At 73.6% G+C, this 14,242-nt stretch carries 13 protein-coding genes; 5 read left to right on the top strand and 8 right to left on the bottom strand.

What is annotated here, in order from left to right; genetic code table 11:
* The first annotated feature begins 187 nt into the window (after positions 1-187).
* Positions 188-553, top strand: a complete 366-nt coding sequence (locus EV385_RS22840; RefSeq protein WP_130511307.1) for an STAS domain-containing protein — start codon at positions 188-190, stop codon at positions 551-553.
* Between the two features lie 33 nt (positions 554-586).
* On the opposite strand, the gene surE is transcribed toward EV385_RS22840, so the two are convergent.
* From surE to EV385_RS22855, 3 genes are all read right to left on the bottom strand, one after another.
* Positions 587-1,426 carry a 5'/3'-nucleotidase SurE gene (surE, locus tag EV385_RS22845; RefSeq protein ID WP_130511308.1) on the bottom strand — a complete coding sequence of 280 codons (840 nt, stop codon included), beginning with the start codon at positions 1,424-1,426 and terminating at the stop codon, positions 587-589.
* Between the two features lie 93 nt (positions 1,427-1,519).
* Positions 1,520-1,825, bottom strand: coding sequence for a hypothetical protein (locus EV385_RS22850; RefSeq protein WP_130511309.1), 306 nt, complete (start codon positions 1,823-1,825; stop codon positions 1,520-1,522).
* Between the two features lie 127 nt (positions 1,826-1,952).
* Positions 1,953-2,867 carry a cation diffusion facilitator family transporter gene (locus EV385_RS22855; protein WP_130511310.1) on the bottom strand — a complete coding sequence of 305 codons (915 nt, stop codon included), beginning with the start codon at positions 2,865-2,867 and terminating at the stop codon, positions 1,953-1,955.
* 134 nt (positions 2,868-3,001) lie between these two features.
* On the opposite strand from EV385_RS22855, the gene EV385_RS22860 reads away from it, so the two are divergent.
* On the top strand, positions 3,002-4,030 hold the full coding sequence (locus tag EV385_RS22860) for an SMP-30/gluconolactonase/LRE family protein (protein WP_242625025.1): 1,029 nt from the start codon (positions 3,002-3,004) through the stop codon (positions 4,028-4,030).
* On the opposite strand, the gene EV385_RS22865 is transcribed toward EV385_RS22860, so the two are convergent.
* Together EV385_RS22865 and EV385_RS22870 are read right to left on the bottom strand one after the other, a co-directional pair.
* Entirely contained in the window at positions 4,031-6,151 is a 2,121-nt protein-coding gene (locus EV385_RS22865) for a HelD family protein (RefSeq protein ID WP_130511311.1), read from the bottom strand.
* A gap of 210 nt (positions 6,152-6,361) precedes the next feature.
* On the bottom strand, positions 6,362-7,321 hold the full coding sequence (locus EV385_RS22870; RefSeq protein WP_130511312.1) for an alpha/beta fold hydrolase: 960 nt from the start codon (positions 7,319-7,321) through the stop codon (positions 6,362-6,364).
* A gap of 228 nt (positions 7,322-7,549) precedes the next feature.
* Here EV385_RS22870 and EV385_RS22875 point away from each other — a divergent pair, with 228 nt between their 5' ends.
* Positions 7,550-8,203, top strand: a complete 654-nt coding sequence (locus EV385_RS22875; protein ID WP_207229903.1) for a carbonic anhydrase — start codon at positions 7,550-7,552, stop codon at positions 8,201-8,203.
* 77 nt (positions 8,204-8,280) lie between these two features.
* Here the strand turns inward: EV385_RS22875 and EV385_RS22880 are convergent, their stop codons facing one another.
* Positions 8,281-8,610 carry a hypothetical protein gene (locus EV385_RS22880; protein ID WP_130511313.1) on the bottom strand — a complete coding sequence of 110 codons (330 nt, stop codon included), beginning with the start codon at positions 8,608-8,610 and terminating at the stop codon, positions 8,281-8,283.
* Between the two features lie 265 nt (positions 8,611-8,875).
* Here EV385_RS22880 and EV385_RS22885 point away from each other — a divergent pair, with 265 nt between their 5' ends.
* Both EV385_RS22885 and EV385_RS22890 read left to right on the top strand, forming a co-directional pair.
* A complete protein-coding gene (locus EV385_RS22885; RefSeq protein WP_130511314.1) occupies positions 8,876-9,367 on the top strand; it encodes a DUF3145 domain-containing protein in 492 nt (163 codons plus the stop codon).
* Positions 9,368-9,417: 50 nt separating this feature from the next.
* The gene (locus EV385_RS22890; RefSeq protein ID WP_130511315.1) at positions 9,418-11,142 is read left to right on the top strand and encodes a glycoside hydrolase family 3 protein; all 1,725 of its coding nucleotides are present in this window, start codon (positions 9,418-9,420) and stop codon (positions 11,140-11,142) included.
* 418 nt (positions 11,143-11,560) lie between these two features.
* Here the strand turns inward: EV385_RS22890 and EV385_RS22895 are convergent, their stop codons facing one another.
* Together EV385_RS22895 and fabF are read right to left on the bottom strand one after the other, a co-directional pair.
* Positions 11,561-12,982, bottom strand: a complete 1,422-nt coding sequence (locus EV385_RS22895) for an acyl-CoA carboxylase subunit beta (RefSeq protein ID WP_130511316.1) — start codon at positions 12,980-12,982, stop codon at positions 11,561-11,563.
* 33 nt (positions 12,983-13,015) lie between these two features.
* Positions 13,016-14,242 (bottom strand): beta-ketoacyl-ACP synthase II, encoded by a 1,227-nt coding sequence (gene fabF, locus EV385_RS22900; RefSeq protein ID WP_130511317.1) that lies wholly within the window; start codon positions 14,240-14,242, stop codon positions 13,016-13,018.

Here is a 14,242-nt window from a genome sequence, read left to right on the forward strand (position 1 = left end):
TCATATGGGGCGCACAGCCGCCTGTCAGGTTCGCGGACTAGCCTTTCGGTCGGTTTCACCAGAGCCCAGCGGGGGGAGATAAGTGCGCCCCCCGGCGACGGGTCGCAGTGGGCGTGGCAATACGCTGCGTCGCGGTCCGCGCACAGAGGAGACGCCCGGGGCATCCCGGGCGGGTGGAGGTAGTGCCGTGACGCTGTCGATGCTGACGTCGACGCTGGCCACAGGCGTGGTGGAGATCTCGCCGATCGGCGAGATCGACGTCGAGAACGCCTACGAGATCCGGGAAGCCGTGGCCGCCCAGCTCGACGCGGTCAAGCCCGCCCGCATCGAGCTCAACATGCGGGGCGTCACGTTCATCGACTCCACCGGGATCAGCGCCCTCGTGGCGGCCTTCCAGCTCGCCCGGATCGGCGGCACCCAGCTCGTGGTGACCCAGCCGAGCCGCTTCGCGCACCGCCAGCTCTGGGTCGCCGGGCTGCTGGGGCTGTTCGGCACCCCGCACCCGCACGAGGGCCCCGAGTCGGCGGAGCAGCCCGCGGTGTCCGGCGCCTGAACCCTCGCGCCCCGGGCGCTGCGAGCGGCCGTCCTAGCTGTGCGCGGGCACGGCGAAGTGGACGCCCTCCAGTTGGAGGCGGACGTCCAGGGCCTCGCCGGGGGAGCGCAGCGGGGTCACCACCGCGAACGCGTTGGCGAGGGCCGCCAGGTCGGTGCCGTCCTCTAGGGGCTCGTCGGCCGCCTGCACCGCCGTACGGATATAGCCCTCGCCCGCCTCGGCGATGCTCATCTGAACCTGGCCGAACCGGGCCAGCCCGGCGCGGCGCAGCCCGCGGATGCCGTCGGGATGCAGGTCCGGCACGTTGAGGTTGAGCACGGTGCCCGGCGGGGTGTGCACGAGGGTCGGCAGCAACTGCACGGCCAGGTCGGCCGCGGTGCTCCAGTGCCGGCGCTCGTCGTCGCCGCGGTCCATCGCCGCGCCCCCGCTCAGCGTGGTGGCGGCGGCGGGGGTGAGCACGTCCAGGGACACCGCGAGCCCGTGCAGCCCGGCGTGCGAGGCGGTCAGGGTCGCCCCGACCGTGCCCGAGTGCACGACCGCCGCGCCCGCGTTGGCGCCGCGGTTGATGCCGGACAGCACGATGGCCGGTGCCGGCCCGAACGCCTCGCGCAGCGCCAGCAGCACGATGAACGCGGGTGAGGCGGCCACCGCGAACGCGGCCACATTGGTGGTCCCGGGCAGTTCACGGGGCTGCACCACGATCTTGCCGTCCTGTTCGACGGCGGTCACGGCGGCACTGCTGCCGCTGGCCTCGGTGAGTGGGGCGGCGACCACCACGTCGTGCCCGGCCCCGGCTACCGCCCGGGCGAGCCAGCGCAGGCCGGGTGCGTCGATGCCGTCGTCGTTGGTGATCAGAATTCTGGGTTTGGTCATGCGGGCGCCTGGGTGGGGAGGGGCACGGGCGCATTCATGCCCCCAAGTGTCACCGATGTGCTGGTTGAGCGTGGCGGATCGGCGAAGTTGCCCTCAGTGCGGCTCGGCGCTGAGGTCCTGGACCGCGCCGGCCAGTTCGGGATGCGTACGCAGCAGGTCCTCCAGCCGGACCCGCCACCGGCCCAGTTCGATGTCCGCCGCCCGCCGGTCGCCGCCGGTGGCGGCCGCGGCGGTGAGCAGACGTTCGCGGGTGTCCGCCAGCTCGCCGTAGAGGTCGGTGCCGAGGCGGCTGACCACCCGGCCGGCGAAAGCGGTGTACTCAGAACCCCCCGCGGCGCGGACGAACGCCTGCGCGCCCTGCCATGCGACGCGGGGTTGATGGATCACGGTCTCGGCCATGGTTTCCCTCCGCTCTTGCATAGCCACGAAGTGTAGGGAGGTCGCGGTCGGCGATTCCGGCCGTCGGCCAAGCCGGTGACGGTTGTGACGATCGTGCACCGTGACCTGTGATGATCGCCATAGCTGTTCACCAATCGGCGGGGGCGCAGGTGCCGCCGCCGGTAGCGGGCTCCACCTGCAGCGTCGCGTGCTCGATCGCGAAGTCCTCGTGCAGGGCATGCCGGGCCGTGGCCAGCACGGCCCCGAGCTCGGCGGACGGCTCCAGTTGCAGGTGGGCGGAGGCCACCTCCATGCCCGACGTCAGGGTCCATAAGTGCAGGTCGTGCACGCCGCAGACACCGGGCACGGCCGCGAGCCGCTCCCGGACCGCCGCCACGTCGAGGTGCTTGGGGGCGGCCTGCACGAGGATGCGGATCGCGGAGCGGGCCAGCCCGAACGTGCGCGGCAGGATCATCAGGGCCACCAGGACCGCGACGATGGGATCCGCGTACGACCAGCCGGTGAGCGCGATGATCCCGGCGGCGACGATCACCCCGGCGGAGCCGAGCAGGTCGCCGACCACCTCCAGGTAGGCCCCGCGTACGTTGATGCTCTCCCGGGCTCCGGCCCGCAGCAGCGCGAACGCGACCAGGTTGACCACCAGCCCGGCGGTGGCCACCACCAGCATCGGGGCGGCCGGCACGGGCGGCGGCTCGGTGAACCGCCGGACCCCTTCGACCAGTACGTAGACCGCGACGCCGGTGAGCAGCACCGCGTTGGCCAGCGCGGCCAGCACCTCCAGCCGGTACAGGCCGAACGTCTGCTGGGAATGGGTGCGCGCCCGGGCCGCGGCGGTGATCGCGGCCAGCGCCATGGCGATGCCGAGCACGTCGGTGAACATGTGTCCGGCGTCGGAGAGCAGCGCCAGCGAGCCGGTGCCGATGGCCACCGCGGCCTCCACGACCAGGAACGCGGCCAGCAGGATGGCGGCCCACCACAGCCGGGTGCGGTGTCGCGCACCGGCGCGCAGTGCCTGACCTCCGTGGTCGTGCCCGGCTCCCATCTGGTCCACCCTTCCGGCGCGGCCGTACGCCGCGGTCAATGTATGTTCACATCGCTATGTATGCAAGTTGCGGTTTGGTGGCTGGCTGGGGTATCAGCGAGAGGAATGTTCCATTTTGTCGGGAAGGAAGCTCCGTGTCCGGACGTACTCTCGCGATTGTCGCGCTGGCCGCAGCGGGCGTCACCGCCCTCGCCCCGCCCGCGTCAGCCCATCCCGCACCCGCCGCCGACCGGGCCGCCGTGCCCGTCCGGTCCGTGATTCCCGCGGCGGCGGGTGCCACTCACGCCGGTGCCCTCGATCCAGCCGTCGTCTCCGGCCCGGCCTCCGCCGGGCCCGCCGTGCTGCGGCTGCCGGACGGCTTCGCCCCCGAAGGCATCGCCATCGGCGCCGCCGCCTACGCCTACTTCGGGTCCCGCGTCGACGGTGACATCTACCGGGTGAACCTGCGCACCGGGCGCGGGCGGATCATCAGCCAGGGCCCCGGCACCGGTTCGCTCGGCATGAAACTCGACGCGCGGGGACGCCTGTTCGTCGCCGGCGGCAACGGCGGCGACGCCCGCGTGCTCGACGCCGCCACCGGCCGCGTCCTGCGGTCCTACCGGCTGCAGCGCGTCCCCGCGTTCATCAACGACGTCGCGCTCGCGGGCGGCTCCGCGTGGTTCACCGACTCCGTCAACCCGGTGCTGTTCCGGCTGCCGCTCGGCGGGTACGGCGAACTGCCCTCGGCCGCGACCGCCGTGCCGCTGAGCGGGGACATCCGGTGGGACCCGGCGAGCTTCAACGCCAACGGGATCACGGCCACCCCCGACGGCCGCGGCCTGATCATCGTGCAGTCCGGTACGGGACTGCTCTTCCGGGTGAACCACGACGGGGTGACCCGGCGCATCGACCTCGGCCGCGAGAGCGTGCCCAACGGTGACGGCCTGTGGCTGCGCGGGCGCACCCTCTACGTCGTACAGAACCGGCTCAACCGGATCGCCAAGATCAAGCTGGATCGGCGGGCCACCCGGGGAACCGTGCTGTCGCGCACCACGGACCCGCGCTTCGACGTGCCGACCACCATCGCCGAGTTCGGCGACCGCTTCTACCTGCCCAACGCCCGGTTCACCACGCCGCAGCTGCCGGACACCCCGTACACCGCGGTGGGCGTGCCACGGCCCTGATCACGGGTGCCAGGCCCGGTCAGTCCCGACCGTGGTCAGGCGCTGGGTGGCCCGGGACAACGCGACGTACAGGGTGCGCACGCCGGCGCGGTCCACCGCGATCTCGCCGGGCTCCACGAGCACGACCGCGTCGTACTCCATGCCCTTGGCCTCCAGCGCCGTGACCACCTGGACGCGTTCCGGCAGCCCGGCCACCCAGCCGGCGACGTCGTCGTGGCGCGGCACCGGGGTGATCACCCCGACCGTGCCCGCCACCTCGGCGAGCTGCTTCTCCGCGGCCTCGCGCACCGCGGCGGGCAGCACGGGCGCGTCCACCACGACGTCGACCGGCTCGACCCCGGTGCTGCGCACCGCCGACGGCAGCGGCGTGTCCGGCATGATCGCGCGGATCACGGACGCGGCCACCGCGAAGATCTCGGACGAGTTGCGGTAGTTGGTGGTCAGCGCGTACGTGCGGCGGGCCCGGGAACCGAGCGCCCGGTCCCGGGCCCGGTCCAGCTCCGCGGGGTCACCGGCCCACGCGGTCTGAGCCGGGTCGCCGACGATCGTCCAGGACGCGTACTGGCCCCGGCGGCCGATCATCCGCCACTGCATGGGCGAGACGTCCTGCGACTCGTCCACCACCACGTGGGCGTAGTCGCGGTAGTCGTCGTCGCGGCGGATCTGCTGGGCCCGCGCCGCGGCCTGCCGGTCGGCGTACGTGCTGACCTCGCGCACCCCGTCCCGGACGTGGAACGGGTCCTTGCTGCGCCGCTGCGGCTGCCGTGGGCGGCCCATCAGCTCGTCCAGCTCGTCCAGCAGCGCCACGTCCGCGATCGTCGGGCCCTGCTCGGCCAGCGCGTCGAAGGAGCCCTGCAGCACCCGGATCTCCGCGTGCGACAGCACACCCTCGCCGTACGCCCGCAGCCGATCGGGGTCGGCCAGCCAGCGCAGCACCCGCATCGGGGTGAACCGGGGCCACCACGCCTTGAGGAACTCGCGGAAGTCCTGGCGGTCCGCCAGCTCCGCCTCGAAGTCCGCCCGTTCCGGCAGGCTGCGCAGGTGGGCGCGGGCCTGCGTCCAGAGCGCGGCGAACACCCCGTCGAAGCCGGTGCCCCGGACCTCGTTGCGGCGCGCGCCCTTGGGCAGCGCCCGGCGCCGGATCCGGTCCAGCTCGGCCGCGTCCAGCCGCAGCAGCGTGCCCCGGTACAGCAGCCGCAGCTCGGTCGGGGCGCCCGGCACGGCGTCGTGCGACGCGCGTTCCAGCACCCGGCGCATCTTCAGCGAGCCCTTCACGGCGGCCACTCCCGTCGGGTCGACCCGGCTCGCGTCGTAGCCCACCATGATCGAGCCCAGCGAACGCAGCGTCGCGGTGTCCTCGCCCAGCGACGGCAGCACGGTCGCGATGTAGTCCACGAACACCCCGGACGGGCCGACCACCAGGATGCCGCCGCCCGCGAACCGGTTGCGGTCGGAATACAACAGGTACGCGGCGCGGTGCAGCGCCACCGCGGTCTTGCCCGTGCCCGGGCCGCCGGTGACCACCGTGACCCCGGCGGCGGGGGAGCGGATCGCCTCGTCCTGTTCCCGCTGGATCGTCGCGACGATGTCGCGCATCCCCCGCCCGGTCGCCCGCGACAGGCTGGCCAGCAGCGCGCCGTCGCCGACCACCCGCATGTCCGGCGGGGCGGCCTCGGGGTCCAGCAGGTCGTCCTCGATGCCGGTGACCCGCTCGCGCCGGGACTGGATCATCCGCCGCCGCACCACCCCGAGCGGCTCGGCGGCCGTGGCCCGGTAGAACGCGGCCGCCGCCGGGGCACGCCAGTCCACCACCAGCGGGCGCGACTGCTCGTCGCGGATGCCCATCCGGCCGACGTGGTGCACCGCGCCGGTGGCCAGGTCGAGCCGGCCGAAGACCAGGCCCTCGTACTCCGTGTCGAGGGCGTGCCGGCGGCGGGCCGCGTGGAAGACCATCGCGTCGCGTTCGACCAGCGCCCCGAACGTCCCCACGCCGGCGAGCTGGTATCCCTCCTTCTCGGCGCGGGACGCGTCGCGGCGCAACTCGACGAGCCGGGCGTACACCCGGTCGACGTGCTGCTGCTCGGCGGCGATCTCCTGTTGCAGGACGGTGGCGTCGGTCAAGGTGGTCAGGCTCCTGGAAGAACGCGGTCGGCGACACGGGTGCCACCTGTACGGGCGCCAGGGGGCAATCGAACCTACTCCTGTCGGGGTGCCCGCGTCGATCGGGGCACGCCCGGGTGACAACACGGTGTCGCCCTTAACGTACGTTCCGTTAGATCTTGGCAGCTCGAGCTCGTCGGCGCCGCCGGATCAGCGGGACGATCGGGTCGCCTACGCCGCGCGGTCGTAGCCGCTGCGCCGGCGTGCCCGGGCCCGGCGGCGCGCCCGCTCGCCCGCAGTGCTGGTGGCCGCGCGGTCGGTGACCGCGATCAGCGCCGCGGTCACCTCGTCCGGCCGCTCCACGATCAGCATGTGCCCCGCGCCCGGGCAGACGGTCAGCTCGGTGCCGGGCAGGGCGTCGGCGATCGACGCCGCGCACGGCGGCGGGGTGAGCCGGTCCCGCTCGCCCACCAGCACCGCGGCCGGTACGTCGCCCAGTTCCGCCAGCGTGTGCAGCCGCTGCTGGGCGCCGATGGACGCGCGGAAGCCGCCGATCGAGCGCAGCGATGCCCGGGCCACCGCCCGCATCGTCACCTCGACCGCCTCCTCGCCGTGGCCGTCGCCGAAGAGCAGCCAGCGGATCCCGGGGCGCAGCGCGGGCAGCACGGCCCGGTGCGGCCGCCACGCCCCGCAGCGCGCCAGCACCCCGGCGCCGGTCGTCTCGGCGGCCCGCAACAGCATCGCCAGTTGCGGGGAGAGCCCGTACCGGGTGTGCGTCGTGCCCTCGGCGGTGGTGGAGGCGAAGAGCAGGCCCCCGACCCGGGAGGCGAAGTCCTCGGGGTGGCGGTCGGCGTACTCCATGATGGTCATGCCGCCCATGGAGTGACCGGCCAGCACGACCGGGCCGCGCGGCGCGTACGTGCCCAGCACCTCGGCCAGGTCGTCGCCGAGCTGCCCGAGCGTGGCGGAGAGCCGGCGGGTGGCGGTCGAACGCCCGTGCCCGCGGGCGTCGTAGGCGACCACCCGGACGTTGTCCCGCGCCAGCAGCGCGCGGATCTGGTGATGCCAGGTGCGACGGTCCAGGCACCAGCCGTGCAGCAGCACGACGGTCACGGGCGCGTCGGCCGGGCCGCTGATCTGTACGTGCAGCCGGACGCCGTCGGCGAGCGTCAGCTCGGCGTGGTCTGGCATGGGCACCTCCGCATGTCGCACGGCCCCGTAGTACCCACGGGTAATAAGCATCACGCGGCGGAGCGAGAATTGCCACAGCCGAGTCCGATCTTCATCGGCGATCTGTCCGATGTCTGGCCTGGTGCCCGATACCCGTTGCGGGGGCGTGCCAGCCACCTCCACGGTGCGTGACGTGATCTCGCTCGCAGTAGCTGTCCTGGACCGGTGGCTCGGCGACAATCAGGGCTTATGACGGCCACCTCGCCCGCCGCCCAGCCCGATTCCGCCGCCGCTTCCGGCATCGCGCCCGCCGTGCCGATCACCCGCCCGGGTGACGCGCTGGCCGCCCTCATGGCCGGCAACCGGCGCTTCGTCACCGGACGGCCCGAGCACGGCCACGAGGTCGCCGCCGCGGCCGCCACCTCCGGCGGTCAGCAGCCGCACGCCGTGGTCCTCGGCTGCATCGACTCGCGGGTTCCCCTGGAAGCGATCTTCGACCAGAGCTTCGGATCGATCTGCGTGGTCCGTTCCGGCGGGGAGGTCGTGGACCGCGCCGTGCTCGGCTCGATCGGCTTCGCGGTCAGCGCCCTCGGCGTCCCGCTGATCATGGTGCTCGGGCATGCCCGCTGCGGCGCGGTGGCCGCCACCGTGGAGGCGGTACGGACGGGACAGCGCCCCGACGGCGACGTGGGCTACCTGGTCGACGAGATCACGCCCGCCGTGCTGGCGGTCGGCCCGGACGACCCGGACGCGGCGGAGAAGGCGATGCGCGCGCACGTGACCCGTACGGTGCGGCGGCTGCGGGACATGCCCGGAGTGGCGCAGGCCGTCGCGGCGGGCCGGGTCGACGTGGTCGGCGCGGTCTACGACCTCGACACCGGCTGGGTCGAGCAGCTTTCCTGACCCGCCCGGACAGCGCGAAACGCCCTCCCGGCGCGGGCCGGGAGGGCGTTTGGCGTATGCGGTGCGGCGTGCCGGACTCAGCCCTCGAAGACGCCGGCGTCCACGAGACGCTTCTCGGTGTCGGCCCAGCCGTCGTTCGGGTGCGCCTCGCTGAGCGCGCCCAGCTCGGCCCGGATCTTGGCGCCGTGCCCGGCGGCGGACAGGACCCGGATCTCCTCGACGAACGCCTCGGAGTCGGTCTTGAGGTGGTTGGTCTTGCCGTTGGTCAGGTTGCGCACGTACGCGAAGCGGCCGTTGGCCAGCGGGATGAGGTACTTGAACTCACCGAGCACGCTGAGGGCGCCGCTCTGACCAGCCTGGCCGGCGCGGACTGATGCGCGGGCGGTCTTGGAGGTGTTGCTCGCCACGGCGGTACTCCTTGAGAAGCTGGGTTGCGAAGCGGGAAAAGACAGGGTGGTCGCAGAAAACGCCGCGGCAATCCTACACGCTCCGGCGAATGCCGTGCCGCCGGACCGGGTCCGAACGTTGAGCAGGGTGTGCCACTACGGCCAGTCTCATTGTCGATATTGCGGTTTCTCTGGCGCACCATCCGTACCACCCGGCATCATGGGACACGATCAACCGCGGTCGAGGTCGTAGGGGAAGACGCACCTCGGTCCCCGGGAGGTCACCGTGCCAACGTGTGGCGTCGTATACGTCCACTCGACCCCGCTCGCCGTGTGCCAGCACGTCGAGTGGGCGATCGCGCGCGTCCTGACTGCGCCGGTCAACCTGCACTGGACGGCCCAGCCGGTCGACCCCGGCGCTCGCCGCTCGGAGTGCAGTTGGACCGGGCGCCCCGGGACCGGCGCGGAGCTGGCTGCTGCCCTCCGGCAGTGGCCCATGGTCCGTTTCGAGGTGACCGAGGAACCCAGCCCCGGCTGCGACGGGGAGCGCTTCATGCACGTGCCCGGGCGCGGACTGTTCCGCGGCACCACGGGCGCCTCGGGCGACATCCAGATCGGCGAGGACCGGCTGCGTTCGATCATGGCCTCGGTCCGGGCCCCGGAGGCGCTGCCCCACGCCCTGGAGAAGGCCCTCGGCACCGCGTGGGACGCCGAACTGGAGCCGTACCGCTACGCGGGCGACGGCGCACCCGTCACGCTGCTGACCCGGGTCGGATGACGGGATCACCCGTACACCGGATTGTGCCGAGGTTGCGAGGACCTGTTCCAATGACGCCCGTGAGAAAGGTGTTCCGGATCGCGTCGGCCTTACCTCTGGTTCTGCTGGCCGCGGCGTGTGGCGACGATCCCGCCCCACCGGCCAGCGCACCCAGCGCCACGCCGTCCACCGCCGCCGCGCCGTCGGCGCAGGCCCCGGCCGGTGACCCGGCCGCGCGGGCGGCCGCCGTCGCCGCCAAGCTCACCGACGAGGACCTGGCCGGGCAGGTGCTCATGCCGTACGCGTACGGAAACTCGGCGACCGAGGTCGACAAGGTCTCCGCCGCGGGCAACCAGCGGATCGGGGGCGTGAACACGCCGGCCGAGATGGTGACGAAGTTCCGCCTCGGCGGGCTGATCCTGGTCGGCTTCACGGCGGGTGACCCCACCGCCGACACCAACCCCGCCACGAACGTCGAGAACCCGCGACAGGTCCGGGCGCTCACCGCCGGGCTGCAGAGCGCCGCCGCGCGGACGCCCGCGCAGGTCCCGCTGCTCATCGGCACCGACCAGGAGTACGGCGTGGTCACCCGCGTCACGGACGGCGTCACCATGCTCCCCTCGGCGATGGGATTCGGGGCCGCCCGGCAGCCCCGGCTCACCGAGGCCGCGTGGCGCGCCGCCGGTACCGAACTGGCCGCCATGGGCATCACGGTGGACTTCGCGCCGGTCGCCGACACCCTCGGGTCGCGGGGCAGCTCGGTGATCGGCTCCCGCTCGTACGGTGACGACCCGAAGGCCAACGGCGCCCAGGTCGCCGCGGCCGTGCGCGGCCTGCAGGACGCCGGGGTGGCCGCCGCGCTCAAACACTTCCCCGGCCACGGGCACACCACCGGCGACAGCCACGACGAGCTGCCCGTGGTGGCGCAGAGCCGGTCCGCGCTGCAGCGGCAGGACTGGCCGCCGTTCGCCGCGGGCATCGACGCCGGGGCGGGCGTGGTGATGTCCGGCCACCTCGACCTCACCGCGATCGACCCGGGGGTGCCCGCCACCTTCTCCCGCAAGATCATGACGGACGTGCTGCGCGGCCAGCTGAAGTTCACCGGCGTCGCGGTCACCGACGCGATGAACATGGCACCGGCGAAGAAGTGGCCCGCCGGGGAGGCGGCCGTGCGCGCCCTCAACGCCGGCAACGACGTGCTGCTCATGCCGCCGGACATCGCCGCCGCCCGGGACGGCATCCTGGCCGGTCTCAAGGACGCCAGCCTGCCGCGCCCGCGCCTGGTCGAGGCGGTCACCCGGATCCTGACCCTCAAGTTCCGCGCCGCGGGCAAGTCGCAGCCGGAGCTGTCCGTGCTCGGCTCGGCCGAGCATCAGCGGGCCGTGCTGGCCGCCGACGCCGCCTCGATCACCGTCCTGCGGGGTCGCTGCTCCGGCCCGCTGGTCTCCGGCCCCGTCACGGTCACCGCGTCCGGTGGGCGCGAGCTCGCCCGCGGCACCCTGGAGACGGCGCTGCGGGACGCGGGCGTGCGGGTGCAGCCGTCGGGCGGCACGGTCATCCATCTCGCCGGGTTCGGGGACCGCAAGACCGACCTGAGCGCCGACGCCGCCCTCACGGTCGGGATGGACGCGCCGTACCTGCTGCCGGCGGCGGGCTCGCCCACGGTCGTGGCGACGTACTCGTCCAGCAAGCTGTCGCTGACCGCGCTGGCCGCCGTGATCGCGGGCAAGGCGAAGGCGCCGGGCCGTTCCCCGGTCGCCGTCGCGGGGCTGCCCCGCAGCGCTTGCGCGGACTGACGCCCGCCGCGCTCGTCGAACGGCCGCCGCTCGCGGAGGCCGCCGCTCGCCGAAGCCCTTGCCGCTCGCGGAGGCCGCCGCGCGCCGAAGCCCTTGCCGCTCGCGGAGGCCGCCGCTCGCCGAAGCCCCTGCCGCTCGCCGATGGCCGCCGCTCGCGGAAGGCCTGCCCTGCGCTGAAGTTGTGGAGTTGTGGCGCGGAGCTGACCGTGAGTCTTCAAGATCTGGAGTGGATGACGTCGGCCCACAGCCGGGGCAACCCCAAGCGTCGACAAGCTTGAGCTCAGCGTCAATCCGGCCTGGGGGCCGGCCTGGAGGCCGGCCTTGACGGCGGCCCGGACGCCGGCCTTGGACGGCGGCGCACGACGACGCGCCCGGCCGGATCATCCGGCCGGGCGCTTCAGCGTTCAGTGCGATGTGGTCAGAGCGGGATGTTGCCGTGTGCGCCGCGCGCCGCCGGGGCGTTGGCGAGCGCCTCGGCGATCCGCCGACGCGTCTCCTGCGGCTCGATCACGGCGTCCACCACGCCGATCTCCAGCGCCCGGTTCACCCCGCCCGCGACCTTGGTCTGCTCCTCGATCAGCTCCGTGCGCAGCGCCTCGCGCTGCTCGTGCGGGGCCGCCGCGAGCTTCTTGCGGTGCAGGATGTTGACCGCCGCGCTCGCGCCCATCACCGCGACCTCCGCCGACGGCCAGGCGAACACCGCGGTGGCGCCCAGCGAACGGGAGTTCATGGCGATGTACGCGCCGCCGTACGCCTTGCGGGTCACCAGGGTCACCCGGGGCACCACCGCCTCGGCGAACGCGTGCAGCAGTTTCGCGCCGCGGCGTACCACGCCGTCCCACTCCTGGCCGAGGCCGGGCAGGTAGCCGGGCACGTCCACGAGCACGATCAGCGGCACCCCGAGCGAGTCGCACATCCGCACGAACCGGGCGGCCTTCTCGGCGCTGGACGCGTCGAGGCAGCCGCCGAGCCGCAGCGGGTTGTTCGCGATCACCCCGACCGTACGGCCGGCGAAGCGGCCCAGGGTGGTCACGACGTTCGGGGCCCACTTGGCGTGCAGCTCCACGCCCGGCTCGTCGAGCAGTGCCTTGACCACCGGCTTGACGTCGTACGCCCGGTTGGCCTCGGTCGGCATGGCCGCACCGAGGTCGTGCCCGGCCGTGGACTCGGCCACGTCGGGCGGGCTCAGCCGGCCCTGACGGCCCAGCAGCACGGTGAGCCTGCGGGCCTCACCGATCGCGGTCTCGTCGTCCTTGGTGGTCACGTGCACGACGCCGGACCGCCGCCCGTGCGGCTCGGGGCCGCCCAGGCGTTCCATGTCGACCTGCTCGCCGGTGACGCTGCGGACCACCTCGGGGCCGGTCACGAAGATCCGGCCGCCCTTGCTCATGATGACGATGTCGGTGAGCGCGGGCCCGTACGCTGCGCCGCCGGCCGCCGGGCCGAACACCACCGAGATCTGCGGCACCCGGCCGGAGGCCCGCACCATGGCCGCGAACACCTGGCCGACCGCGTCGAGGGCGACCACACCCTCGGCGAGGCGGGCCCCGCCGGAGTGCCAGAGCCCCAGCACCGGAACCCGCTCCCGGATCGCGGTGTCGATCGCGTCGACGATGTGCTGGCAGCCCTCGAGGCCCATGGCCCCGCCCATGCGGGTGCCGTCGGTGGCGAACGCGATGGCCGGGGTGCCGTCCACCTCGCCGCGCGCCCACAGCACCCCCGAGTCGTCGCGGGGAGCGAGCAGGCGCAGGGTGCCGGCGTCGAACAGCGACTTCAGCCGCAGTTCGGGGTCGCGTTGGTCGACTGTGGACGGATCGGTGACGGGAAGCGTAGCGGTCACGGTGCGGTCTCCAAGTCGGGGGGCGAGGGGGGGTCAGGCGCGGGTGAAGATCAACGCCACGTTGTGGCCACCGAAGCCGAACGAGTTGTTCAGCGCCGCCGGGATCTCCATGTGCCGGGCCTTGTGCGCGGCGACGTCGAGGGTGAGCGCGTCGTCGGGGTCGTCGAGGTTGATCGTGGGGGGTACCACGCCGTCCCGGATGGCCAGGATCGTGGCGATGGACTCCAGCGCCCCGGCGGCACCGAGCAGGTGTCCCGACATCGACTTGGTGGAGGTGAGCACCGGGTGCTCGCCGATGGCCGTACGCACGCCGTGGATCTCCGCCATGTCACCGACCGGGGTGGCGGTGGCGTGGGCGTTGACGTGCATCACGTCGGCCGGGGTGAGGCCGGCGTCCTGCACGGCCCGCTTCATCGCCCGGATGCCGCCCTGTGCCTGCGGGTGCGGCTGGACGATGTCGTAGCCGTCGGAGGTCATGCCGGCCCCGGCCAGCCGCGCGTACACGGTGGCGCCGCGGGCGGCCGCGTGGTCGGCCCGCTCCAGCACGATCGCGGCGGCGCCCTCGCCGAGGACGAACCCGTCGCGGGCCTTGTCCCACGGCCGGGACGCCTTCTGCGGTTCGTCGTTGCGGGTGGACATGGCGCGCATGGCGGCGAAGCCCGCGATGGGCAGCGGGTGGATGACGGCCTCGGTGCCGCCGGCCATGACCACGTCGGCCCGGCCGGAGCGGATGATGTCGAGGCCCCAGGCCAGCGCCTCGGCGCCGGTGGCGCACGCGCTGGCCATCGAGTGCACGCCGGCCTGCGCGCCCAGTTCCAGGCCGATCCAGGCCGCGGGGCCGTTCGGCATGAGCATGGGCACGGTGTGCGGGCTGACCCGGCGCGGTCCGGACTGCTCCAGGATGTCGTCCTGGGCCAGCAGCGTCTGCGCACCGCCGATGCCGCTGCCGAAGCTGACGGCGAGCCGCTCGGGGTCGAGGCCGGCGTCGGCCAGGCCCGAGTCGGCCCAGGCCTGCCGCGAGGCGATCAACGCGATCGCCTCGGACCGGTCGAGCCGGCGCAGTTGCACCCGGTCGATCACTTCGGAGGGCTCGACCGCGAGCTGCGCGGCGATGCGTACGGAGAGTTGGCCGGCCCACTCCTGGGTGAGCGGACTCACCCCGGAGCGGCCGGCCAGCATGGCGTCCCAGGTGGACGCGACGTCCCCGCCCAACGGGGTGGTCGCGCCGAGCCCGGTGACGACGACGTCGGTGCTGCTCAT

Source organism: Krasilnikovia cinnamomea, from assembly GCF_004217545.1.
Taxonomy (GTDB): Bacteria; Actinomycetota; Actinomycetes; order Mycobacteriales; family Micromonosporaceae; genus Actinoplanes; species Actinoplanes cinnamomeus.